Source organism: Pseudoalteromonas ardens (genome assembly GCF_030125445.1).
In the GTDB taxonomy this organism is placed as follows: Bacteria; Pseudomonadota; Gammaproteobacteria; order Enterobacterales; family Alteromonadaceae; genus Pseudoalteromonas; species Pseudoalteromonas ardens.
On sequence record NZ_JASJUV010000001.1, the window covers coordinates 681,230 to 702,952 of the forward strand.

The following is a 21,723-nucleotide window of genomic DNA, read 5'->3' on the forward strand; positions in this document are numbered from 1 at the left end:
GTATGTTGTCCGTGATCTTGCCTGCTCATAATGAAGCAAAAACGTTAGCGGTTACTTTACCGTTATTGGTTGAACAGTTGCCTCTGGATGCTGAGCTGATCGTGGTCTGTGATACCTGCTCGGATGCAACCGTGCAGGTGGCGCGGGCCTATACTGAGCAGGTATTTACTATTTCCGCAGGCAGTGCCGCTGCAGCGCGTAATTATGGCGCTGCACAGGCAAGTGGCAGCATGCTGCTGTTTCTAGATGCTGATACCGTGTGCAGTGCGCAACTACCAGCGCAAATTGCTCAGTTTGCCAAGGACAGTCACAGGGCTGTGTATGGTACGGCGCCACTGAAGAGCGACAGTGGTCACTGGCTCGGTCGTTTTGTCGCGACGGATATCAATCGTTTTAACCAGCGTCACCAGAGCATGGGCGGCAATTGTTTTGTTTCGGCCGACTTGTTTAAAACCGTTGGTGGCTTCAACACACGTTTATTGCGTGGCGAAGACACCGATCTGGGTGTGCGTTGCCAATGTGAGGGTGGGCATTATGTGTGGCTTAGTCAAAGTCATTTTGTTCACAACGAGCGAAAGTTCCGCACTCATGGTTATCTGCGGTATTACGGTTCGTTGTTGCTCGGTGGCGTGTTATGGCAGCTTTCACCGCGCTTGTATGCCCGCAGTCTGGGAGGACAGGCATGATAGAAAAATGCAGAGCCTTGTGGCAGGTGCTGTCACTCAAACTGGTTTTATTGAGCAGCTTAAGCGCCTGCACCACCATTTTGATCCTACATACCTTCACCATGGCACTGCAACTGGATAGCAGTAATTCGGCCAGCCTGGCTCAGGGCGCTATCTGGTTCTCAATGGCATTCATTGGTTTTGTGGTGGTGCAGCTGACCTTTCAGCGTAGCGTGATCCGACTGACCGAAACCACCATTAAGACCGTGCGGTTGGATATTCTGGATGCAGTGCGTCATGCACGATTACAGATGATTGAGCAGTTTGGTCAGGAGCGGATCCTCTCGGCGATTGCTTATGATGCCAACACACTCAGTCAGCTTAATCAGTTCGTCGCGTTAAGTGTGGGACACCTATTCACCGTGATAGCGGCACTGATTTACATGTTTGTGATTGCCCCTATGGGGGCACTACTTGCACTGGGTCTGATAGCGGTTGCAGTGACGGCCTATTGCTTACGCTTTGCCCGCATTCATCAGGGATATGAACGTGCGCGAGAGGCTGAGGACAGCTTCTTTACGCACTTGCACGATCTGCTGATGGGGATCCGGGAAGTGAAGCAAAATGCTGCGCGTAATGACTCGCTGTATCAGGAGCATCTGACCCGGGATGCGACTGCGGTCCAGCATAATAAAATCATGGCGGAATGTCGTTTTGCACATAATCAGCTGATGCTGATGGCCGCACTTTATCTATTGGCTGCGGTGGCGGTATTTGTCGCGCCGCTGTGGTTTGCTTTATCGCCCCAGCAGAGTATCAGTTTTGTGATCATCACTTTGTTTATGGTGAGCCCGTTCCACAGCAGTATGGAGTTATTTCGGGTGCTTAGTCAGCTCCAGGTTTCACAACAAAAGCTGGCTGAAATCAAACAACTGGCCAGTGAAGCTGGGGAGCAGAGTGTTGCGCCATCTAACCTGTCGTTTTCGCATCGGCTGACGCTCCACAAGTTGATGTTTGAGTACCAGCAAGGGTTCACCGTGGGGCCGATTAATCTGGAAGTTAATCAGGGAGATATCGTGTTTATATCTGGCGGTAATGGCTCCGGGAAAACCACCTTTATGCGCTTACTCAGTGGCTTGTATGCGCCGCGAAGCGGCCAAGTCTGGCTTGATAATACCCAGCTGGATGATGCTCAGTTATTGGCTTATCGCCAATTGTTTTCCGGCATCTCGGCGGATAGTGTGGTTTTTGCCAATCGTTATGGTCAGCCGATGCATGAGGCCTTGATCAATCAATGGCTGGACAAGCTGGCGTTGAGCGACAAAGTGCAGTTTCGTGACGGCTGTTTTACCAATACCCGCTTGTCGACAGGCCAGATGAAGCGCCTGGCCCTAGTGCAGGCCTTGATGGAAGAGCGTCCTATTCTGGTGTTGGACGAATTTGCTGCCAACATCGACCCCGAAAGTCGTCAGGTGTTTTACCGTCAGTGGCTACCGACATTGAAGGCCATGGGTAAAACCTTGTTCGTGATCACCCATGATGAGGCGTACTTTGATTGTTGTGACTGTCATTACCTGATGCGTGATGGTCAGCTTCATCCCTATCCGGCACAGTCGTTGTCGCTGGTTAAATCCCACTAAGGAGCTTGCTATGAAAGATTATCAGTTAACCTGGTTGGCACCGAGGGTGACAACGCAAACGACGGCAATATTGGTGCCGTTTTACAATGAAGCGGGTGATAAATCACACTTTGCCGAGCGACTGGCTTACTTTGATGGGCTGGCAGCTCGTCATCCCGAACTTGATATTATCCTGATTGATGATGGCTCTACCGATCAACCCTTCTCGGCGAATACAGAGCAGCTAACACATCTTAGCCTCAGCCGGGTGACGCCAAACGGCCAAAAGATTGGGGCGCTTTACACTGTGATCCAAGCTTTGTCTCATCAGTACATCATTTTTACCGACTTTGACACTGAGCTTCAGGGCCTGGATAACCTGCCTGATATACACAACAAGTTAGCGGCGGACGCCACTGCAATGGGTTGCTATTTCAGTATGCGCCCTACAGCCGGTAACACGCCCGCGGTGCAGTTTCAGATGCTGGAATATGCGCTGGAGCGAGCGAGTTATCAGTTCAGTAAAAATGAGGGCAGTGTGCCTATTATGCCGGGTGCGGGCTGCTTGTATAAACGGCCAATCATAGAGGACCTGTTGTCCCGGCACAGCGGGCTGCGCAGCGGTGAAGACAGGGAGACGTGTTTGCTGGGTCTGGAGCTGGGCTATACGGTATTTTATGCACCTCAGATCGAGGCACTGACACAGCCGCCCCAAACCTTCGGTGCTTTACTGCATCAACGTCGGCGCTGGTCGCAGGGGTTTGTGGAGGTCGCGTTGCATAAAGCGGCGTTTTATCGCAACCAGATGGCAGAGAAAACCGTATTGGGACTGCGCCATCGGATCGATATGATTTCAGTGAGCATTTTTTTATTAATGCCGCTGATATTACTGATGGCATTTCTTATCAGCAGTACTGTCGGCGTGGCCCTGGTTTTGGCGTGGACGGCACTGGGTTTTGTTGAAACCTTTTGGCTGTACAGCAAAGCCAGCGATGAATTTCGTACCATCCCCTACCATAAGCTGAAGTTGTGTCTGATCCCATTTGCACGCGTGCTGCTGGAAGTGCCAACCTGGTGGCGGGTGATAGGACGAGTTTGTCTGAACAAACTACAAGGTAAAGGAGCGTGCGCATGAGTAGTCACTTTGTAGCCCAAACCGGCAACCCTTTTATTGCGGGTCAGTATAGCCGGGTACACAGTCTGGGTATGGATTGCCGGCCCCGTCATTTGACTCGTCAGCTGGAGCTGGGCTGTCGACGCGGACCATTTGACTGGATCGGTGGTCGTTCTGTGGCCGATCTCGACAAGGCACTGCAAACGCGGTGCAAAGAGGTACTCTTACTGGAGAACCTTGAGCCTTATGAACCTGAGTGCACGGAGTATCGAAAATACGCCGATCGCTCAGCGGGATACCTTTCTGCCCATGACTTTGCGGTTGAAAATCATGATCTGGTGCGTGAGTATCCCGCATTTCGTGAGAAATTTGATGGCATCTGCAATCGCTTCTTTTCTGAACTGGCCGAGCTTGACAGTGTGCTGTTCTTTTTAAGTGTGGCATTGGAAGAAAATGCCGACTGGCAGTTTGAAACGCCGGACGAGATCCTGGCTAACACGCTGCAATTAAAAACGACGCTTGAGCAAGTGTGCCCAAATGCTCAGGTCGCTCTGCTGGTGGCCACCTTTCATGACGAGCTGGTTGAGCACAGCCGGCCAGGGCTGGCGTTTATGCGCAAATACACTTTTGATAATGGTGAGCCCTGGATGGAAGGTCAGGAGCTCATACATTGGAGTAACATGCTGGTCGGTGTCAATGGCTTTACCGGGCTGGCACCCCACAGGGAGTCGGCATGAGCGCAGTCAACGTGGCCGATATGGTCGCCAATATCCTGGATCAGCCGGGTCAGGCTGTGGCACTTCAGGGCGATAGCTGGACCTTTAGCTATGGCGAACTGCGCGGGCAAGTGATGAGGTGTGTTAAGCAACTGCGCAACTTGGGAATTCAGCCAAATGATTGTGTTGCTGTGTATGGCGATGATCCGCGCTTAAGTGCCGTGGGGATAATCAGCGTACTGTTGCTTGGCGGTACTTTTGTCTGTCTGGACGTGCATTTTCCTGTTACACGCAAGCAGCATATGTTGGCATGCAGCCAGGCGCGCGTTGTACTTTATAGCCAGGATGATCCAGGTTTGGGTGGGCCCAGTTGTCGAGTCGAGCTGGATTGCGTTTTGGCTGATGATGCATCGGCGACTTGTGACGTATCGACAGACAATCAGGATGAGGCTACGCGCGTTGCCTACCATGTGTATACCTCTGGCAGCACAGGCCAGCCAAAGGGCATCGCGATTTCACGGCACAGCCTGGCTCAGCAGATCCAGGCTGCTCAGCAACAATACCAGCTGACACCGGGCAATCGTGCCTTATGTATTTTATCCAGCTCAACAGACGCCTTTTTGCAGCAATTATTGATGTTTCTCTCGGCCGGAGCGTGTGTGTGTTTCACACAAGGTTCAGTGCTTGATCCTGCCGAATTTGCAAAAGTCTGCATCTCGCAGGCAATCACCCATCTTGATGTGCCCCCCAGCTTGATGGCGAACTTTTTGGCAGATCCCAAAGCCCGTGACTGGCTGTCGAGCATGCACCTGAGTACGGTGATCCTTGGCGGTGAAGAATTCAGTCACAACATAGTACGTCAATGGGACAGGTTGAATTTGTTTGAGCACATTGCGTTATATAACGAATATGGCCCATCCGAAGCCACAGTGACCTCCTGCTTACACCAGGTAACTCGGGCTGATTTAAAGCGCAGCCGGGTGCCAATTGGCAGGCCTTCGGCGGGCAGTATCTTGCTGATTGTGGACGAGCAGGGCAGACCGGCCAGACAAGGTGAGTTACTGATCGGTGGTGAAGGGGTGGCGCTGGAATATCTGGCAGAGCCGCAAAAAACAGCCCAGCAGTTTATTTCTATGGCGCGCCTTGGCAGGACGCAGCGCTTCTATCGCAGTGGCGACTTGGTGTGTCGGGATGAACAGGGGCTGATCACCTATCTTGGGCGGCTGGACAATCAGGTTAACCTGCTTGGCCACCGGATTGAGTTAGAAGGCATTGAAGCCGTGCTGGATCAGTACCCGGGTATCCGCAGCTCGGCGGTATTGTGTGTTGGCACTCAGCTGATCGCTTTTATCGCTGGCGACCTCAATGATACCGATACGACCGCGCTGCGCAAAATGCTAAGCGAGGCGTTACCTGCCTACATGTTGCCAGCACAGTTTTTTTATTACACGCAGCTGCCAACCACTGCGATTGGTAAAATTGATAAGCCAGCTTTAAAGCGCGTTGCTGAACTTAGATTACAGCAACACGAACAGGTGGCAACGTTGCCAGAGCTGGTGGCGCGAAGTCTGAATGTACCTTTGGCCGAACTCGATAGGGGCAAAGGTTACAAGGCACAGGGAGGTGACTCACTGAAAGCACTGACGTTACAAACCCGTGCCAGACAACATGGCTGGTCAGTATCGTTAAGTCAGTTGCTCAGCGATGTACCTCTGGCCCGGTTGACGTCTTCTTCAGCTCGCACATCATTGCGTTTTGAGCCAGCGTTGCTTAACTTTGCTCTGCCTAATAAGCTGGCCATGATCCATATCGATGGGATTGAGCGCTGGCAGGTATGTACTATGTTGTTTACTCAACAACAGCTAAGCTGCGAAAAAATCCATCAGGTTGTGCGTATATTACTGCTGAAATACCCGGCTTTAAGGCTGCGCTTTGACCCAGTAAACATGACACAGCGCGTGAGTAAAGGGGCTTTACACCTCAGTGCTGAGCTCACAGTATCGAGTTTTGATGATTTTAAACAGCAAGCCCGGGCGGCATTTAGAGCTTGTTTGGCTGAGTCTTCGTTGACTGAACAGTTGGTTTCCATCGCCAGCTATCGAAGTCGCTATGGGCATATAGTCGCGGTAGGGATCAGCCATTTGTTGGTGGATGACATCAGCTTGCAAGTACTCAGTAGCGACCTCGAAAGCCTGCTGAACGCCCCCACACATTTCGACAGACAGCGGGACTGGACGCTATTGCATTGGCAGCGGCAATGCCACAATGCGGTCATGGCGGGCCATTTTAATGCCGATCTCAGCTATTGGCGGGAAGCGCTCAGCACGCGTGGCGCATTTTGTCAGGAAGCGGAGCGTAAACTCACAAAGCTTCACAATAATAAGCCTATTTATAGCCAGGTACAGCTAGCTACTCCACAGCAGCTAGCTTTGCTATTACCGCGCTTAGCCCGTCAGGGCACATCACTACAAGCCGTGTTATTTGCTGCCCTGGCACACAGTTACCATCAATGTAGCGGTGACAGTGCCGTTGTTGTTGCACTGGAAAACAATGGCAGACAGCCTTTTACAGGCGGTGACAGCGGGGTATCGGTGGAAGTGGGGCAGGCTGTGGGCTGGTTTGCTCACAGTGCGCCGTTGCTGCTGCATGCGGGTGATGAACCTGGTTCACAATTGGCACTGACGCAAGCGGATTTAGCCAGATATCCGGTGGGTGGGCACAGTTATGGCTGGCTAAGTATGTTTAGCACAGATGAGGCATTTAAAACGCTGGTGCAAACCCAGGCTCCCAGAGTGTCGATCGCTTTTGCAGATCTGAGTGAATTGCCGGAGCAGCAGCTGTTTGCTCAGCCAAGGTTTGGTCTGAGTGGGCAGGACTGGCTGACAGACGAGCAGGTATTTGCGTTCGAGCAGCGCTATCATTGGTTACAGGTTCGTTTTGTTCGCGATCAAGAAGTAGGCCTGATGGTTGAGCTGAATAGTGATGCCGACCTTGTTAGCGAGCTTTGGCTGGATAGCTTATCCGGGTTGATAGTAAGGTGCTTTGAAGAGCACTGCTGCGAGTGACAGATAATTTGTCTTTGGTAACTGGCGGAAAAAGTACCTGATATGTTATAAGCTTAGATACCTGTTTAAATAGGTAGGTAAAAGTGCAATTAGGTCGAGGCTACTTAGCGTTTATATTTGTCAGCTTGCTATGTTTTAGTACATTTAATGCAGCGGCACAGACCTGTGGGCAAACCGTTACGGTCAGTGCCAGCGACAACTGGCCACCTTATTCTTACCGGGTAGGCGAGCAATATCACGGGCTGGATATTGAGATCCTCGAGTTGGTCCTGAAAAGTGCCAATTTATGTTGGCGCTATGTATCATTCCCCTCATCCAGCCGGACCTTTGAAGAATTTAAAAAAGGTAAAGTCGATGTGATTTTTGCAGCCAGCTTTACCCAGGAACGACGCCGGTTTTCGGAGTTCAGCTTGCCTTATCGGGATGAGGTGATGCAGTTGTTTCGCCACGTTGATAACCCTTTGAGTCCTCAAAGTGCATTTGCGCCTACCTTAAGCTTTTTAACCAAATCTATCGTGGCCGTGAATCGCGGCAGTGTCTATGGCGACGCTTTTTCACGCATAGTTCAGCAGTGCCCGGATTGTGTGGTGGACATTAACCTGGCCACAGAGCGTTTTGATTTGCTGGTCAAAAAGCGTGTCGACTATGCGGTGGAAGATTTGTTCACGGGTATTTATTTAATTAATCGAGACCCCTACAAAGCACATGTGAGAGCAAGCCGTCTGACCGTACATAAAAACCCCGCACATTATATGATCCGGCCTGGCTTGTTTAGTGAACAACAATTGCAGCAGTTCAATCTGGCCATCGTGCGCAATCAGGCAGCTATTGACGGACTGATTGATTTACATTTTCAGCGCCTGTTATCCGGCTCTGTGCAAACTAAGCAGTAAGTGTGCTCTGTGCTGGTCGGCGCATATGGTATTCAAATTCGTCTTCATCATAGGTTCTGAAGCCCAGCGAAAAATATAAATGACGGGCCGGATTATGTTTAAGCACAGTCAGGAGAAAAGGGTGTTCGGGATATTGCGCAAACATGTGCCTGAGTGTGTTACGGCCAAGTCCCTGCTTTTGGTATTGAGGATCAATTTGTAACTGCATCACTTCCACTTGCTTGTCTCTCAGTCGGAATTTGAGGGTACCGACCGTTACCTGATCAATGATCAGCAAGTGAGAATGGGCATAGTCTTCCTCAAGCCGACACAAATGCGCCTCGTCACTGAGAAAAACCCCCTCCCGTTCCAGGTGCTCCACCATAGTTTGCAGGCGTAGGTTTAATAAATAGGGTTTGTCGGTATCGCAGGCCTGTTTTAGTTCAATATGCATTGTCCTTTCCTTGTTCTGTTTCTGAACATTTTGTCAGAGTGCGTGGATATGCAGTAATACTTTATGTACAGGCTGGCGAGGACTCTGCCCTGGCAGGCCTGAATTCATCTAATCCCAAAGTCACCGGGGTTGCAAGCAGAAATTGTTCAAAGAAACAAAACTTTAATGAAGTGGAATAGCCATGACCAGGACACACAGATAATGACCGAATAGGGGCGACCTTCGCGCCAGAGCGACTATATTTTGTGCTTTGTAGTTGAATGTCTGGTTTTAAAACCGTACCATAATTGCAAATGATAACGATTAGTATAAATATGAGTTTTATTGCAATTATCCCGCTTTGGCTTGCTGCACTGAGTTTGTATCTCGGCAGTCAGCGACAAATTATCATCACGCGTGCATTACCCAGACCTTTGGCTGGATTTGGTGCTATGTCTTTATTTTTACTTGGTATTGTAACTTTTAGCTTTGATTACCCCTGGGTTTCGTCGATGTTGGCGGCGCTGGTGGTGTTTATGCTGAGTTTGTTTACGGTGACGATTAGCTCGGGTTATTCCAGAGGGCGCACCTTGTCGATTACGGGAGGCGTGTGTTTGTTTAGCCTGCTTTTTGGGGGAGCAAGCTATGTGGCCTAAAACATTATCGGGTTTGTTCATAGGCCTGTTCTTATCCATCTCTGTGGTGCTTAATCTGAATTTACTGTTGCCATTTTCAGAGGGAACCCGTCTCTTAATTGGTCTTATTCTGGCGTTTCCCATTTGGGCAGCGGCACTGGTATGGGCCTACTCATTTCCTTCGGCCTGGAAGTCTTTCAGGGCCTTGATGTTGGCGCTGGTGCCATCCGTTTTACTTAATACTGCCCTGATGGTGCTGAGGTAAATCAGATAATGAACAATCAAACCCTTAAATCACTGACTAATGCGCATGCCTGGGTCGGTCTGATCATTTCTACCGTCTTGTTTGTGGTGTTTTTTGCCGGTGCTATTACTTTGTTTAAGGACAATATCACCAGCTGGGAGCGCACTCCTTTGTTGATTGATGCTGCGCATAACACTGAGCATCCGGCTTTTGATAAAGCTATCGCCACCATTGAGAAAAATTATCAGGTGGATATGCATGGTGGCATGTTTATATATGCCCCTGACCAGCACAATCCGTTTATTGAGGCCCGGTTTGAGAGCGAGCTGGCTCAGCCAGATCCTATCACCGGTGAAGACCACCTTCATCAGGCCTTATTATTGGACGCTATTACAGGCGAAATCGTAGCCAGCAGCGATACGCATAACTATGCTCACTTCCTGTACAAAATGCACTACGATCTGGGGCTGGGACGCGCAGGGCTGTATTTTGTTGGTCTGGTTACCTTGTTCTTTTTTGTGGCGATCCTGAGTGGCATAGTGATCCACTGGCGCAAAGTGTTCAGCAAGTTCTTTCAGTATCGAAAAGACGGCAATAAAGATAAGTGGCTTGATGCGCATAACCTGATAGGTACTATGGGCCTGCCGATGCACCTGATGTATGCATTTACTGGCCTGGTATTTAATCTGGTGATCATTTACCAGATCTCCTACGCGGTGATTTTGTATCAGGGCAATCAGGAAGCCTTGCTGGATGCGGCCGGGTTCGATCAGCCTCACCTGGAAGAAGTCGATAAGCGTATGGCCATGACAGGCGTCGATGACATGTATCGTCGAGCAATGTCTACTATGGGCGATGTCACTATACAAAGGATCAGCATTGAGCACTTTGGTGATGAGAATGCAATTTTGGTGTTCGCTGCGACCAGTAACGAAGACTTTTCCTTGTGGCGTGAAGTGCGCTATCTGATGAGCAGTCAGGAGCAAATTTATCTGACCATGGACAACTATGACAATGCCGTGCGTGGCGGCTTGTCGACCATTGCCAGTCTGCATTTTGGTGATTTTGCGGGTTATGGCATGCGCCTGGCGTTTTTCTTGTTTGGTCTGGCGACTGCCTATGTGATCATCACAGGTAATCTGATGTGGATTGCTAAACGCGCTAAACAACGTAACCAAAGCCAGCGTAGCCTTAACTTTGTAAGGCGTTTGACCTCTGGGAGCTTTATTGGTGTTGTGGCGGCTACTGCGGCAGGGTTCGCACTGGCACGAGCGTTGCCGGTTGAGTACCTGGGGCGGACAGAGTTGATTGAACGGAGCTTCTACCTTATCTGGGTTATCAGTATTGTGGTATCGCAACTGATGAGCAACCAAAAGCTGTTCTGTAAGGCGTTGCTGAGCGCGTCTGCTGCACTGTTTGCAATTACGGCTATCAGCGACTGGACCTTGTTCTACAGTACGTCCAGCCTGCTCGATGGTGCTGCACTGCGGGACGTTTTGCTGGTGGATACTATGCTGCTGCTGTTGGCTGCCATTTGTATGGCCGCAACGAAACGCGTGTATGCGCAGGAAGTGAAGACACAGCCAATTGGCGCTGAACCCATAACATCTCGGGCATAACATCCATGCTGAGAAGGCGCTGTTATTAGCGCCTTTTTTTGTGCCCGAAATAAAGGCATAGTAGGGAAATTATCACAATACAAAGGACCCTGTGTCACTATGAAATCACAGACTTTCTTTTCCTGGATTTGGCGGATTAACGGCCTGATCATTTTGCTCACAGCATTGTTTTTGGGCGCACTCTTTGTTTATGAAGTCAGCAAAGACTTACTCAGGGAGCGCAGTGAGCCAAACGTAACGTTGAACCTGGCTGAGGATAAAGACCAGGAAGAGAACTGGGATCTGGGTTATCCGGTACAGCTGGGAGATTACGATTACTTTTTAATCCCACTGGAATCTGAAAAGCTGACAGTCGACGCGTCAGATCTCTCTGCGATAGAGGGGTTTAAGCGCAATAGCGGGCCGCACCAAATGTTTAGCAGTTATCGAGAGTCGCGTATGAAAAACGCCATTTTGGTCAACGCCAGTACCAATGAATCTCGCTGGCTGTTCGACTCAGTGGATCAGCTTATCTATCGCTTTGATACCCTGGAGCAAGAAGGCACTCGGCTGAGTGAGCAAAATCAGGCGATTTTCTACGAGCTTATCAATGAAGACAGCAATGCGGATCAGCAGCTGGATTACAATGATGAATTCATTTTTGCTTTGAGTCGTCTTGATGGCTCCGGCTACACCGAAATCATCAGTGGTTACAGCGATCTGATAACACAGGCTGTAAACAAACAGGGCAATTTACTGATAGTGTATCGCCGACAGGAGCAGGTTTTCAGTGCCCTGATCGATTTGCGTGACTTTAAGCTGCTTGATAAACGCGCCTTACCTAAAGTGGGAGATCAAGTAAGCACGCGTTGAGTATAGAAATATGAGGCACTGACAGCGGTGCCTCAGATTACTTTTTAAATTTTTTAGTGGCAAGTGACCGGGCAGTTGTCAGGGCCCAGCGGGTTCTTTCTGCGTTGACTATCTAACTGTATCTCCAGCGTGTCAGAGAGCTTAACGTTTAAAGAAGCTGAATGCGTGGTGTAGCCCAGTGAATTACCCGAGACAGAAATACGGACGGACTGACCACTGATGATGTGACGAATCGCATCTTTTGCCTTCACTCCCAAATCTTCACCACCATAGAAAAATTCACCGCTTGGGATCGCTTTATCCAGAGAGAAAATAGTGCGAGAACCGGTTAACTTATCACTGTTAATGGCGGCATATGCCATGCTCGATAGCTTGGATTCAACAAAGTTGTCTATCAGGTTTGACAGGCCAGGGATGCTGATCCCCAAAAAGCGCGTTTCAAAGTCAATGTTCAGGTTGACCGGATTCACTCTGATGTTGCTCACTTCACCACTGAAGGCATTGTAGTCTGCGGTTGCCCAGATTTCAGGGGAGTTGATCCTGCCATAGGCTTTGAAAATAAACGACGGGGTGTTTTTTAAGGTTATTTTTGCGGTAGAACTGATACCGACACCACCCACTTTTGCTAAGATGCGACCGCCTGATTCACGCAGCTCAAATACCATAGGACCATTTAGGTTGGTGTTAACATAGTCAAGGTCAAAGCTGCCATTCAGGTTAGCGTCGACGCTCTGATAAATCTTTTGGCGGATGTCTGCCTCAAGTGCATTTCTGCGCGCAGAGGTTTTTGCCAGCACAGATTTTACATAGTTGTTTCTATCCAGCGCACAATCCTGATAGCCTTTGTAAGAAACAGATGCGCTAACCCGGGTCACATAATCGTCCCGATTGTATTGCTCAAATAAGCTGTAGAAATCACACTCGCCAATATTGTTGTTGATAGCGGCAGATGCCATACCTGGCACAAAACCAGTGCTTAAAACCGCTGCAAGTGTCAATGCTTTAACTTTTGTGATCATTTTTCATTTCCTTTGTGTTTTAATTTTCGGTAACAAGCTATCTACTTTTGTTATCCAATGTCAAAGGAATAAATATTAATTTTTAACTAAATTAAATCTAGATCATCTTTTTCAGGTTCACGCACAGGAGGAGTCATGTCGTTTAGCTCTTCTTTCAGCAGACGTAGCAGTGCTCTGAGCCCAGGATGCCGCTCTAAATCACGACAATAGAGGTAGTAATCTACGCTGGGCAAAGCTTGTTTTATCGGTATGAAATCAATGTGCTTGTTGTCTGGCTCAGACAATGAGGCCGGTACGATTGCAAAACCAACCTGATTAGCAACCAGCGCCAGTGTGGCTGATTTGGTTTTGACTTGCTGGACCAGTTTGGGACGCACATGTGCGATGGCAAATGCCTGGTTAATTTCATCATATAGCTCAGGATGCAAATCCCGTGGATAGCTAATATAGGGTTTTTTGGCCAGTGCTGACAAGCACAGTTCTGCTGCGGTGAGTTGCCATGCTCGCGGCACTGCCAGTACGTAGGGCTCTTTTTTCAGAAGATACAAGTGCTCATCAGACAGGGTATGTTGGTGCAGTCTGATAATTGCGGCATCCAGCAACTGGGCGTGACATTGTGAGATAAGTTGCTGGGTGGTGCCTTCTTCCAGGTCAATCAGATAATCCGGATGCTGTTGGTGAAAAGGCGCAATACGGGGCGCAATTAACACATCGATTGCCAGACCGATGGCACCTAAGCGCAAAGGGAGTAGCTCACTTGACTGCTCAGCTCCCAGATAACGCATTAACGCATAATGGCTTTCCAGTACTTTATCAGCATGCTGGATCAGTCGCTCTCCTCTGCGTGTCAATGAGACCTGACGTGTTGAGCGTTCAAAAACGGTAAACCCAAGTTGTTGTTCAATTTTTTTGATCTGCTGACTTAACGGGGGCTGGGCCATATTCAATCGCCGAGCTGCCTTGCTGAAGCTGAGCTCCTGGGCAACGGTAACCAGATAGCGGAGTTTTCTAAGGTCGAGCCAATCTATATTCATTAGATATAAATAAAGGTGATTTATATATTGGATTAAACAATATGCTTTGGGTAGCTTAGATGCAAATAATAAAAAGGAATAATGATGATGCAGAGACTATTAACCGCATTGCTGACATGTGTAGCCCTTGTAAGTGCAGCTGTTCAGGCAAAGTTGGTACAACACGCTTACTATTCGCAGGCCATTGAGGGCAGTTATATTGGCACTGACCCCAACCGCACCATCAGTGTTTATCTGCCCAAAGACTATGACACCAGCACACAAAGTTATCCGGTATTGTATTTTCTGGGCGCTTATAACTGGCCAGATCGATTTGCTCAGAGTCTGGCTAAGCGCTTTGATACATTCGTGCAAGACGGAAACAGAATGGACTTTATTGTCGTCATGCTAGATGGGGATACCCCCTTGCGCGGCAGTTTCTACGTCAATTCAAAAGCGCACGGTAATTTTGAAGACTTTGTGATGAAAGAAGCCTTGCCTTTTGTGAATGCAAATTACCGGATCAGCAAGCAACCCGGAGACACTGCCATTGCTGGTTTTTCTATGGGCGGAACAGGCGCATTGCGCTTTGCCGCCAAATATCCGCAACACTTCAACCATGTTTATGCCATGAGCCCGGGTCTGTTTTCAGAGCAGGGCATGCAAGACTCCTATCTGGCTGATGAGAAAGCGGTGGCAGGTTATAAGCTGTTTCGTCAGCAACTGGCAAAAGCAGCCGACCCCGCGGCATTTATGGCAAGTGCATTTGCCGATTATCAGGGGTTAAAACTCTGGCAACAAGGGGTCGATCACTCTAATCTGGCATTGGTGCTTGCCTATGGCAGTGCGTTTGCAGGCACACAAAGTGATGCGTTTGGCCCCCATTATACTGAGCTTGAGAGCAGCAAAGACGCCTGGCAAGGCGGGTTTGGTGAGTTGCTCAGACTATACACAAACCCACATGTCCTGAGTAAGTTGCAAACTGTACATGTAGAGGTGGGTAATAAAGATGAGTACCGTTGGATCTCAGACGGCAGTATGCGCCTTGGTGAGCTGAGCCGGGCCAGTAATAGCAAGGTACAGGTAGAAGTGTTTGAAGGCGACCACAGTAGCCGTTTTGGTGAGCGCATCAGCGAGCGAGTGTTGCCACATTTTGCGACTGTATTTAGTAAGCATACTGAGCTGTAAACAAGCGAGGGAAGGCTCGTTCAGAACTCTGGGCGAGTTTTTCTCGCGAGCACATTTAAGCGTGACCGAATTACAAAAGCTATATTGCCTATTTATCACAACATTGAATATACGCTAGGTAAATGAGCATACTCAAGCTTGGGGCCACACTGCTACTTGTCTATTTGCACAGAGATCTGTAAAAGAAGATTAGATAACAAAAAAGGAAACGCCCAGTATGGAATACCTCTATGCAATTATCCTCTTTGCGATTTCGTCTTCTGTTACACCAGGCCCTAATAACATCATGGTCATGACCTCTGGCGTGAACTTTGGCGTAAAAAAAAGTCTGCCTTTACTCAGCGGTATATGCATTGGCTTTGCCTTTATGCTGCTGTTAGTTGGGCTTGGTTTTTCTCGCTTATTTGAGTGGTTTCCCGCGCTACATATGATCATTAAATGTGCGGGCGTGCTGTATTTGCTGTATCTGGCCTGGTTGATCGCGCGTTCAGCCGAGACCCAGGATACGGATAGTCAGGGTGAACCACTTTCGTTCCTAAAAGGCGCCTTGTTTCAATGGATCAATGGTAAAGCCTGGGTGGTGGCGACCGGCGCGATTGCTGCCTTTACCACTGTGGGTAGTGGCGTTGATACTCAGACTATGTTGATTGCCACCACTTTTTTGTTAGTGTCCTTTCCGTGTGTTGGTGTCTGGCTGTTGTTTGGCTCACTACTAAAAAATTGGCTGAACAGTACCGCCAGTCGTAAGCGCTTTAATCTGGCGATGGCGGGACTCTTGGTGATCTCTGTATTACCGGTCTTAAAGGAAATAGTGGTACAGTTATCGGGACCGATGACCACGCTTTGACCGAATCTAGTGTAAAGGGCATTTACACTTGCGTGTATCATCACAACTTTGGAAGATAAAGTGTATGGTACCTTCTTAAGGGCAGTGAAATCAGGTCTGACAGATAATAACAATGTAAGGAATACCCAGATGATCACCTATCGACTCGCTTTACCGACCGAAGCCGACACACTAAAAGCCCTGCTATGGCAGCATGGTCAGAATGAATGGAATTACCTCACCGAAGACGGGGTCAATGCTGAGTTTGAGTTGCTCGAGCGTGGGGCAGCAAGTGCCGTGGTGGCAGTACAGGATGACGAAATTATCGGCTGCTCGGTACTGATTGACGCAACACATAGCCCGGATTACTTAAACAAATACACGCATCAGAAATTGATGTACTTTATCGGCGATGTGGTCGTTGCAAGTCAGCACGGCGGGAAAGGCATTGCCACAGCCCTGTTACAGGCGTGTATTACGCAGGCCAGGCAAGTCGGCGCTGAAATCGTGTTAATTGAGCGACATGAGGAAAATTTGGCTTCGGCTGGTATGATGCGAAAAGCCGGATTTCATATCCTTGATACTTTTCATGATCCGGACAAACGCAGTGCGGGCTCACAAAATAGCTGTATTCTGGCTATAGAGCTTTGAGCGTGAACTTAACAAAGCCTCTGATATTCAGTTAAGCCTTGTTCAGGCCACACGTATAACGGCGTGGCCTCTGTTGAACAGCTCAGCGAACAGCAACCGTAACGCCCGATGCTGCTAACACCGAGCCGGCACAGCGATTGAGCATGGTCAGTCGTCGTGGTGTAGATATTAGCTTTCTGGCCTGACCGCCCAGATATACATACCCCAGATTAACTGAACCAAATGCCAGCGTTGCGCATGCCATGATCCCTAAAATGTCCGTATAGGTCATACTTTCTATGGCCACAAAGGTAGGAAACAAAGCAACATAAAAAACTATGGCCTTGGGGTTACTCAGCGTTAGTAAAAAACCACTCAGTACGGCCGATTGGGTGCTATGTGTTGCCGTGCCAGTGGCCGAAGCACCGGGCTTTGATAGTAACAAGGAAATACCCATCCAGATCAGGTAGGCGGCGCAGAGGTACTTGATGATAACAAAAGCGCCACCTAACACCTCGGCAACGACAGCCAGACCAGAAATTGCAAGCAAAATGAACACATAATCGGCCAGCAGTAAGCCCGCAGTCATAAATATGCCCCGTTTATATCCACTGGCAAGTGAGGCCGATGTAATGGCGAATACGGCAGGTCCGGGTATGATGGCGACAACAAACATTGCGATAAACAATGCTATATAGTGTTCAAAGGTCATGCAATTGCTCCTTCAGGGCTTAATAAACTATCCTGGCTGATGGTATCTCAGCTCACGTCTCTAATGTAACTTATTTTATTGTTGTGGAAACGGAACCGGGTTTCGCCCTCAAGTTGGAGCGTGTCTCCGGCACTTAAGCCATTTGGCAGATCCGCTGCAAGCGTAGCCTGGTATTGAATGTAGACTGTGGCTGCCTGCTCTTCGAGAGCTAATTCTGTGATTGTCTGTTGGCGGGTTTCGAATAACGCAGCCCCTTTTACAGCGAGTTGCTCAAACGCCGCTTTACCATGCGCGCTGGCCGTGATCTCACCATTAGCTTCGTTTTCAAACACGATCTGGTCATCTAACAGTGCCAGCATCGCGGCGATATCAAATGTATTGTAGGCATGAATATAAGCCTCAACCAGATCAATATGAGTGAGTTCTGACATGTCAATTCTCCTTGAATGAACCATGTTTGCCACTGCGAATTTGGGCAGGGCTAAAGTTATTAAATCGGCTGAGATACAGTTTGGCAAGAGGCTTAATGGTAAAAAAACAGCCTAAGTACGCACTATTTTTGTGGCAGGTCTGTGCGCTGTTTTCTGACTAAATTATTCACTTCGTCTTACGTTTTTAGTATTTAACCCCAATTTAATGAAAACTGAAATGTTATATTATAACATTTGTGGGTTTTAACTAAGATAAGAACTAGGATCTCACAAACATGTCATTGCTTTTGTCAACGCTGACGGTCATTGCGTCAGCTGCATCTGCGCCTGCTACCGGGGTGGACAAGTCAGTAGAAAAAATTGAGGTACAAGGAGTGCGTTCACGCCTGATCAAGTCGGGTGCATTAAAAGACGATATTGCCAAAACGGAGCTGCTTTCAAACGAATATATAAAAAACACCCAGTCCTCCAGCCTGGCAGATGCAATCCAAAATGCCATTGGCATTCGTGTGTCTAATGAGTGCGCTATGTGTGGTGCAAAGCGGATCATGATCAATGGATTAAAAGGAGAACATACTAATGTTCTCGTTGATGGCATCCCCATGCATACTATGATTTCTGGCTTTTACGGCATGGACTCAGTAGCGGCATCTGGCATCGGACGTATTGAAATTGCCCGTGGTGCGGGTGCTTCACTCACTGCGCCGGAAGCCATTGGCGGTACGGTTAACCTGGTTACCGCTGAACCCAGCGAAGATAAAATAGAACTGGATATGGCGACGGGTACCGGTGGATACAAGCTGATCTCTGCGCTGGCAAATGGCATCAGTGCTGATGGCAATACCCGAGCAACCCTGATTGGTCAGTATGATAACAAGGATCAGTTTGATGGTGATGGCAACGGCGTAAGTGAAAATCCGGCCCTGACCAATCAGTCACTGACGTTAATGGTATCTCATGATATTGGTTATTCGGACAATATTCGTGTGCGGCTGAATCAAACCCAATCAGAAGTGTTTGGTGGCCCGGTTCTGGGTGATACTGCAACCAGTATCTCTGCTACGTTAGCCAGTGTCAGCCAAGGGGAAGCAGACGCCTTATTCGTAAACGATGATGTCAGAAATCGCTACATCGGTAATGCCTGGGAAACTGCGGAATGGGTTAAAACAGAGCGCGAAGAGGCCAGCCTGAGCTGGTTACATGAGATTTCATCCCGCCTGAACGTGACCTCCAGCCTGGCCTATGTTGATCATATTCAAGATTCATTTTATGAAAGCACAGATTACTATGCTGAAGACACTATGTACTATTACTCGGTGCGCTTTAACTATGATCTGAATGCTGAGCACCTGCTTACCTTTGGCGCGGACAAACGAGATGAAAAGATGCGCTCCTCGTCTGCTGCGCTCGAAAGCACTGCAAATTATGTATCGGACAGCTTTGATTACGATACAACCGGACTTTATATACAGGATACCTGGTTACCAAACGAATCCGTTGAGGTCTCAGCTGCGTTACGTCTGGATCAGATCCAGGCCGACTTTGTTGATCCACAAAAGCCAGGCATTGAAATCGACAAAACCATCCTGTCCCCCAGAGTCGACATGCGTTATTTCCACAATGATTCATTTACCTCACGTTTGTCACTGGGGCAGGGTTATCGCGCACCTTTATCTTTCTTTGAAAGTGACCACGGCATATTGGATTCCGGTAAAGGTTTTCAGGTAGAGGTCAGTGAACCAGAACGCTCAAAATCGGCGACATACTCACTCAGCTATGAGACAGAAATGCTGACTGTTACAGCCTCAGCCGCACATACTAAAGTGGAGCACTTAGCCACTTTGTCTCATACTGATTCAGGCACGCCGGTGCTCACTCAGCTGGCAGAAACTGCCGCGGTGACCGCTGTGGATATTTCGGCAAACTGGCAGGTTTCAGATACTTTGACTGTGTCAGCAATCGCGGAGCAGTATCATTACGACGACACATTCAAGGCCTCCTTTGGCATCGCACCGATTGAAAAGCGCGCGACGCTTAGCACCGACTTGCATATTAATGAATGGGAAATCATAACCAGTGCAATCTGGGTGGCGAGTCGCGATCTGACAGAATACGGCTATGAAGGTTTTAACGATGCCAACGGCGAGTTTGCCAAACCCACCACAGCTGAGAGTTATGTCACGGTTGACTTAAAAGTGGTTAAGCCACTCTCCAAAGCTCTCAGTCTGTACGCTGGTGCCAGCAATCTGTTTGATTATAATCAGGCTGAAGATATGGGCAGTCCGCTGATGTATGATGCTGAAGGTGGCTATGATGTGGTGTATATTCATGGCCCATTGAGAGGCAGACAGGCTTACCTCGGGCTCACCTATGAATTTTAAATGGGTGGCCATGTTGCTGACCAGTTGCCTGGTGTATGAGAGTCAGGCGACTGACTTTTATACACAACCCATGCAGCGTCTTGATGACGCTGCTTATGGCGAGCTGCAAACGCTGGCCCCGTTTACTGGGGCGCCAGTGCTGATGTCTTTTTTTATGCCAAACTGTCGCTGGTGTGAAAAGCAGCATGTCGCACTGAGTGACCTGGTCGAGTCGTGTGCTGGCGTTCAGCCCGTGATGATGGGCGTGAATGGTAATCGCCTCGATTTACGTCGTGCACTTAAGCGAAAACACAATGAATTTCCCGCCTTTTTAAGCAGTCGTGAGTTTATTCAGGCGTTAGGAACAAACCCGCCGGTCCCGATGACCTTGATCTTTGATAATCAAGGGGAGCTGGTGTTTTACACCCAGGGTTATCGTTCACAGCAAACTTTATCTACACTGCTGAAAGAGCATCAAGTAACACAGTGCCTCTGAGTTAGCGCTGGTCTTAAACATCAGACATAACATAAAGTGATAGAGGTGTTGTTACAGTAATCAATAGCACTGGTCAGGCTATGGAGAGAAGATGTAGAAACCACTTTGGTAACTTTAAAAAAATTCACATTGATGCTTCAACGTAATAGCGTGTGTTTTGTTGAGCTTCTGTCTCACACGTGTGACTGGGCATTGTTGCCTGTAAATCGCGCTTCGTTGCCCACTGGTCAATGTGGGCATGAGCTGTTCGTATCTACATATTATTGCTGACTGAAGTTAGAGTTCCTTAGAGTGCACTCTTAACTTGTTCAGCCATCAATTACTCACTAACTAAGTAATGACAATAATCCAAACACCAATAAAGCACAGGTGATTAACGATAGCAGCGACCCAATACCGACCAATACTTTCAACATAATTTCTGCGGAGACGTTTGCTGAGAATCCCGCGCCAGCGATGGGCAGCGCTTTACTTGCGCCTGTTAATGAGGCAAATGTGATGCCGATCCAAATAAGTATGAATCCCAATGCAGAGCCATAAGCAGCAAAAACTTCTAAATAATAAGGCAGTTCAACCAGTGACCAGATAATGCCAAAGATCGCCAGTGCCATGGCGCACTGAACAGCGGTGAGGTGGCCAGAAAGTGCCATACGGGAATTTTTTGCAGCTGGTATCAGCGCACCTTGTATTAAACCGACCAGGAAGAAGGCAATACCAATAAAGATGAGGTGCGCACCTATCTGTGTAAGTTCTATCATGATGTTCCTTATGTGTTGTGGGTAGGTGGAATCAACACCCTTGATCCTGTTAATCATTCTTAATATGGGTGTTTAGCTGTCAGACTGGCCTACCGCTCAAATTGTCCGTCTGGCGTATGCTTTTGTAAGCTGACGAGCGTCATTTTCTTCCACGGAGAAAAAAAGTACCCGTACCTGTTTAAAAAGGCAAGTTAAAAATTGACTTCACAAAAAATCATCAACATGAGCATTCATACCCGCTCTACCCTTCTTGTTTTGTGATCGGAAATTGTGATTGAAAACCAAAGATTATCCAGTTTTTTTGTATTAAATTGAGCGTTCATGTTGACGTTCAAGAGTACAACCTATGACCCCAAAGTAAGCGTGCGTGTGATACGCATGGAGCATGTGTTTATTTGGAGAATCAGTACGGCACGTCACCTGTTAGATATATGTAGACATTTTTTATACACACGA

General features: G+C 48.4%; 21 protein-coding genes. 15 read left to right on the plus strand and 6 right to left on the minus strand.

The window, feature by feature from the left end; all coding sequences use genetic code 11:
* Positions 1 to 2: 2 nt before the first annotated feature.
* The 6 genes from QNM19_RS02695 to QNM19_RS02720 all read left to right on the plus strand — a co-directional run bounded on the left by QNM19_RS02695 (position 3) and on the right by QNM19_RS02720 (position 8,072).
* Positions 3 to 686, plus strand: a complete 684-nt coding sequence (locus QNM19_RS02695) for a glycosyltransferase (RefSeq protein WP_049865837.1) — start codon at positions 3 to 5, stop codon at positions 684 to 686.
* Positions 683 to 2,305 carry an ATP-binding cassette domain-containing protein gene (locus QNM19_RS02700; RefSeq protein ID WP_049865838.1) on the plus strand — a complete coding sequence of 541 codons (1,623 nt, stop codon included), beginning with the start codon at positions 683 to 685 and terminating at the stop codon, positions 2,303 to 2,305. Before QNM19_RS02695 ends, QNM19_RS02700 begins: the two co-directional genes overlap by 4 nt.
* 10 nt (positions 2,306 to 2,315) lie before the next feature.
* The gene (locus QNM19_RS02705; RefSeq protein ID WP_049865839.1) at positions 2,316 to 3,419 is read left to right on the plus strand and encodes a glycosyltransferase family 2 protein; all 1,104 of its coding nucleotides are present in this window, start codon (positions 2,316 to 2,318) and stop codon (positions 3,417 to 3,419) included.
* Entirely contained in the window at positions 3,416 to 4,135 is a 720-nt protein-coding gene (locus QNM19_RS02710) for a DUF1796 family putative cysteine peptidase (RefSeq protein ID WP_049865840.1), read from the plus strand. Before QNM19_RS02705 ends, QNM19_RS02710 begins: the two co-directional genes overlap by 4 nt.
* Positions 4,132 to 7,179, plus strand: coding sequence for an amino acid adenylation domain-containing protein (locus QNM19_RS02715; protein ID WP_284026287.1), 3,048 nt, complete (start codon positions 4,132 to 4,134; stop codon positions 7,177 to 7,179). The genes QNM19_RS02710 and QNM19_RS02715 overlap by 4 nt, the downstream gene beginning before the upstream one ends.
* 83 nt (positions 7,180 to 7,262) lie before the next feature.
* Positions 7,263 to 8,072 carry a substrate-binding periplasmic protein gene (locus QNM19_RS02720; protein ID WP_058798649.1) on the plus strand — a complete coding sequence of 270 codons (810 nt, stop codon included), beginning with the start codon at positions 7,263 to 7,265 and terminating at the stop codon, positions 8,070 to 8,072.
* On the opposite strand, the gene QNM19_RS02725 is transcribed toward QNM19_RS02720, so the two are convergent.
* Entirely contained in the window at positions 8,062 to 8,505 is a 444-nt protein-coding gene (locus QNM19_RS02725; RefSeq protein WP_284026288.1) for a GNAT family N-acetyltransferase, read from the minus strand. The two genes, QNM19_RS02720 and QNM19_RS02725, sit on opposite strands and share 11 nt — an antisense overlap.
* A gap of 314 nt (positions 8,506 to 8,819) precedes the next feature.
* On the opposite strand from QNM19_RS02725, the gene QNM19_RS02730 reads away from it, so the two are divergent.
* The 4 genes from QNM19_RS02730 to QNM19_RS02745 all read left to right on the plus strand — a co-directional run bounded on the left by QNM19_RS02730 (position 8,820) and on the right by QNM19_RS02745 (position 11,834).
* On the plus strand, positions 8,820 to 9,140 hold the full coding sequence (locus QNM19_RS02730) for a hypothetical protein (RefSeq protein ID WP_284026289.1): 321 nt from the start codon (positions 8,820 to 8,822) through the stop codon (positions 9,138 to 9,140).
* The gene (locus tag QNM19_RS02735; RefSeq protein ID WP_010384346.1) at positions 9,130 to 9,384 is read left to right on the plus strand and encodes a hypothetical protein; all 255 of its coding nucleotides are present in this window, start codon (positions 9,130 to 9,132) and stop codon (positions 9,382 to 9,384) included. Before QNM19_RS02730 ends, QNM19_RS02735 begins: the two co-directional genes overlap by 11 nt.
* 8 nt (positions 9,385 to 9,392) lie before the next feature.
* Positions 9,393 to 10,982 carry a PepSY-associated TM helix domain-containing protein gene (locus tag QNM19_RS02740; RefSeq protein WP_049863110.1) on the plus strand — a complete coding sequence of 530 codons (1,590 nt, stop codon included), beginning with the start codon at positions 9,393 to 9,395 and terminating at the stop codon, positions 10,980 to 10,982.
* Positions 10,983 to 11,081: 99 nt separating this feature from the next.
* Positions 11,082 to 11,834, plus strand: coding sequence for a hypothetical protein (locus QNM19_RS02745; protein WP_049863111.1), 753 nt, complete (start codon positions 11,082 to 11,084; stop codon positions 11,832 to 11,834).
* A 53-nt stretch (positions 11,835 to 11,887) separates the two neighbouring features.
* Here QNM19_RS02745 and QNM19_RS02750 read toward each other — a convergent pair whose 3' ends face one another.
* Together QNM19_RS02750 and QNM19_RS02755 are read right to left on the minus strand one after the other, a co-directional pair.
* Complete coding sequence (locus tag QNM19_RS02750; protein ID WP_049863112.1) at positions 11,888 to 12,853, minus strand: hypothetical protein; 966 nt, start codon at positions 12,851 to 12,853, stop codon at positions 11,888 to 11,890.
* 86 nt (positions 12,854 to 12,939) lie between these two features.
* Positions 12,940 to 13,887 carry a LysR family transcriptional regulator gene (locus QNM19_RS02755; RefSeq protein WP_082225313.1) on the minus strand — a complete coding sequence of 316 codons (948 nt, stop codon included), beginning with the start codon at positions 13,885 to 13,887 and terminating at the stop codon, positions 12,940 to 12,942.
* Between the two features lie 84 nt (positions 13,888 to 13,971).
* Between QNM19_RS02755 and QNM19_RS02760 the strand changes: the two genes are divergently transcribed.
* The 3 genes from QNM19_RS02760 (at position 13,972) to QNM19_RS02770 (ending at position 16,531) form a co-directional block, all read left to right on the plus strand.
* Positions 13,972 to 15,054 carry an alpha/beta hydrolase gene (locus QNM19_RS02760; RefSeq protein ID WP_284026290.1) on the plus strand — a complete coding sequence of 361 codons (1,083 nt, stop codon included), beginning with the start codon at positions 13,972 to 13,974 and terminating at the stop codon, positions 15,052 to 15,054.
* 217 nt (positions 15,055 to 15,271) lie between these two features.
* Positions 15,272 to 15,901, plus strand: a complete 630-nt coding sequence (locus QNM19_RS02765; protein WP_049863117.1) for a LysE family translocator — start codon at positions 15,272 to 15,274, stop codon at positions 15,899 to 15,901.
* 129 nt (positions 15,902 to 16,030) lie between these two features.
* Positions 16,031 to 16,531 carry a GNAT family N-acetyltransferase gene (locus QNM19_RS02770; protein ID WP_049863119.1) on the plus strand — a complete coding sequence of 167 codons (501 nt, stop codon included), beginning with the start codon at positions 16,031 to 16,033 and terminating at the stop codon, positions 16,529 to 16,531.
* Between the two features lie 82 nt (positions 16,532 to 16,613).
* On the opposite strand, the gene QNM19_RS02775 is transcribed toward QNM19_RS02770, so the two are convergent.
* The gene (locus tag QNM19_RS02775) at positions 16,614 to 17,222 is read right to left on the minus strand and encodes a LysE family translocator (RefSeq protein ID WP_284026291.1); all 609 of its coding nucleotides are present in this window, start codon (positions 17,220 to 17,222) and stop codon (positions 16,614 to 16,616) included.
* 47 nt (positions 17,223 to 17,269) lie between these two features.
* A complete protein-coding gene (locus QNM19_RS02780; RefSeq protein ID WP_284026292.1) occupies positions 17,270 to 17,653 on the minus strand; it encodes a nuclear transport factor 2 family protein in 384 nt (127 codons plus the stop codon).
* Positions 17,654 to 17,928: 275 nt separating this feature from the next.
* Between QNM19_RS02780 and QNM19_RS02785 the strand changes: the two genes are divergently transcribed.
* Positions 17,929 to 20,034, plus strand: coding sequence for a TonB-dependent receptor plug domain-containing protein (locus QNM19_RS02785; RefSeq protein WP_049863122.1), 2,106 nt, complete (start codon positions 17,929 to 17,931; stop codon positions 20,032 to 20,034).
* On the plus strand, positions 20,024 to 20,509 hold the full coding sequence (locus QNM19_RS02790; protein WP_049863123.1) for a TlpA family protein disulfide reductase: 486 nt from the start codon (positions 20,024 to 20,026) through the stop codon (positions 20,507 to 20,509). Before QNM19_RS02785 ends, QNM19_RS02790 begins: the two co-directional genes overlap by 11 nt.
* Before the next feature lie 326 nt (positions 20,510 to 20,835).
* On the opposite strand, the gene QNM19_RS02795 is transcribed toward QNM19_RS02790, so the two are convergent.
* Positions 20,836 to 21,267: a hypothetical protein gene (locus QNM19_RS02795; RefSeq protein WP_010384330.1), complete on the minus strand. Its 432-nt coding sequence runs from the start codon at positions 21,265 to 21,267 to the stop codon at positions 20,836 to 20,838.
* Positions 21,268 to 21,723: the final 456 nt, after the last annotated feature.

Excerpts from the sequence above, each read along its gene's own strand:
- QNM19_RS02695 (WP_049865837.1), top strand. The coding sequence starts at position 3 with ATGTTGTCCGTGATCTTGCCTGCTCATAATGAAGCAAAAACGTTAGCG.
- QNM19_RS02700 (WP_049865838.1), top strand. The coding sequence starts at position 683 with ATGATAGAAAAATGCAGAGCCTTGTGGCAGGTGCTGTCACTCAAACTG.
- QNM19_RS02705 (WP_049865839.1), top strand. The coding sequence starts at position 2,316 with ATGAAAGATTATCAGTTAACCTGGTTGGCACCGAGGGTGACAACGCAA.
- QNM19_RS02710 (WP_049865840.1), top strand. The coding sequence starts at position 3,416 with ATGAGTAGTCACTTTGTAGCCCAAACCGGCAACCCTTTTATTGCGGGT.
- QNM19_RS02715 (WP_284026287.1), top strand. The coding sequence starts at position 4,132 with ATGAGCGCAGTCAACGTGGCCGATATGGTCGCCAATATCCTGGATCAG.
- QNM19_RS02725 (WP_284026288.1), bottom strand. The coding sequence starts at position 8,505 with ATGCATATTGAACTAAAACAGGCCTGCGATACCGACAAACCCTATTTA.
- QNM19_RS02730 (WP_284026289.1), top strand. The coding sequence starts at position 8,820 with ATGAGTTTTATTGCAATTATCCCGCTTTGGCTTGCTGCACTGAGTTTG.
- QNM19_RS02735 (WP_010384346.1), top strand. The coding sequence starts at position 9,130 with ATGTGGCCTAAAACATTATCGGGTTTGTTCATAGGCCTGTTCTTATCC.
- QNM19_RS02740 (WP_049863110.1), top strand. The coding sequence starts at position 9,393 with ATGAACAATCAAACCCTTAAATCACTGACTAATGCGCATGCCTGGGTC.
- QNM19_RS02745 (WP_049863111.1), top strand. The coding sequence starts at position 11,082 with ATGAAATCACAGACTTTCTTTTCCTGGATTTGGCGGATTAACGGCCTG.
- QNM19_RS02750 (WP_049863112.1), bottom strand. The coding sequence starts at position 12,853 with ATGATCACAAAAGTTAAAGCATTGACACTTGCAGCGGTTTTAAGCACT.
- QNM19_RS02755 (WP_082225313.1), bottom strand. The coding sequence starts at position 13,887 with ATGAATATAGATTGGCTCGACCTTAGAAAACTCCGCTATCTGGTTACC.
- QNM19_RS02760 (WP_284026290.1), top strand. The coding sequence starts at position 13,972 with ATGATGCAGAGACTATTAACCGCATTGCTGACATGTGTAGCCCTTGTA.
- QNM19_RS02765 (WP_049863117.1), top strand. The coding sequence starts at position 15,272 with ATGGAATACCTCTATGCAATTATCCTCTTTGCGATTTCGTCTTCTGTT.
- QNM19_RS02770 (WP_049863119.1), top strand. The coding sequence starts at position 16,031 with ATGATCACCTATCGACTCGCTTTACCGACCGAAGCCGACACACTAAAA.
- QNM19_RS02775 (WP_284026291.1), bottom strand. The coding sequence starts at position 17,222 with ATGACCTTTGAACACTATATAGCATTGTTTATCGCAATGTTTGTTGTC.
- QNM19_RS02780 (WP_284026292.1), bottom strand. The coding sequence starts at position 17,653 with ATGTCAGAACTCACTCATATTGATCTGGTTGAGGCTTATATTCATGCC.
- QNM19_RS02785 (WP_049863122.1), top strand. The coding sequence starts at position 17,929 with ATGTCATTGCTTTTGTCAACGCTGACGGTCATTGCGTCAGCTGCATCT.
- QNM19_RS02790 (WP_049863123.1), top strand. The coding sequence starts at position 20,024 with ATGAATTTTAAATGGGTGGCCATGTTGCTGACCAGTTGCCTGGTGTAT.
- QNM19_RS02795 (WP_010384330.1), bottom strand. The coding sequence starts at position 21,267 with ATGATAGAACTTACACAGATAGGTGCGCACCTCATCTTTATTGGTATT.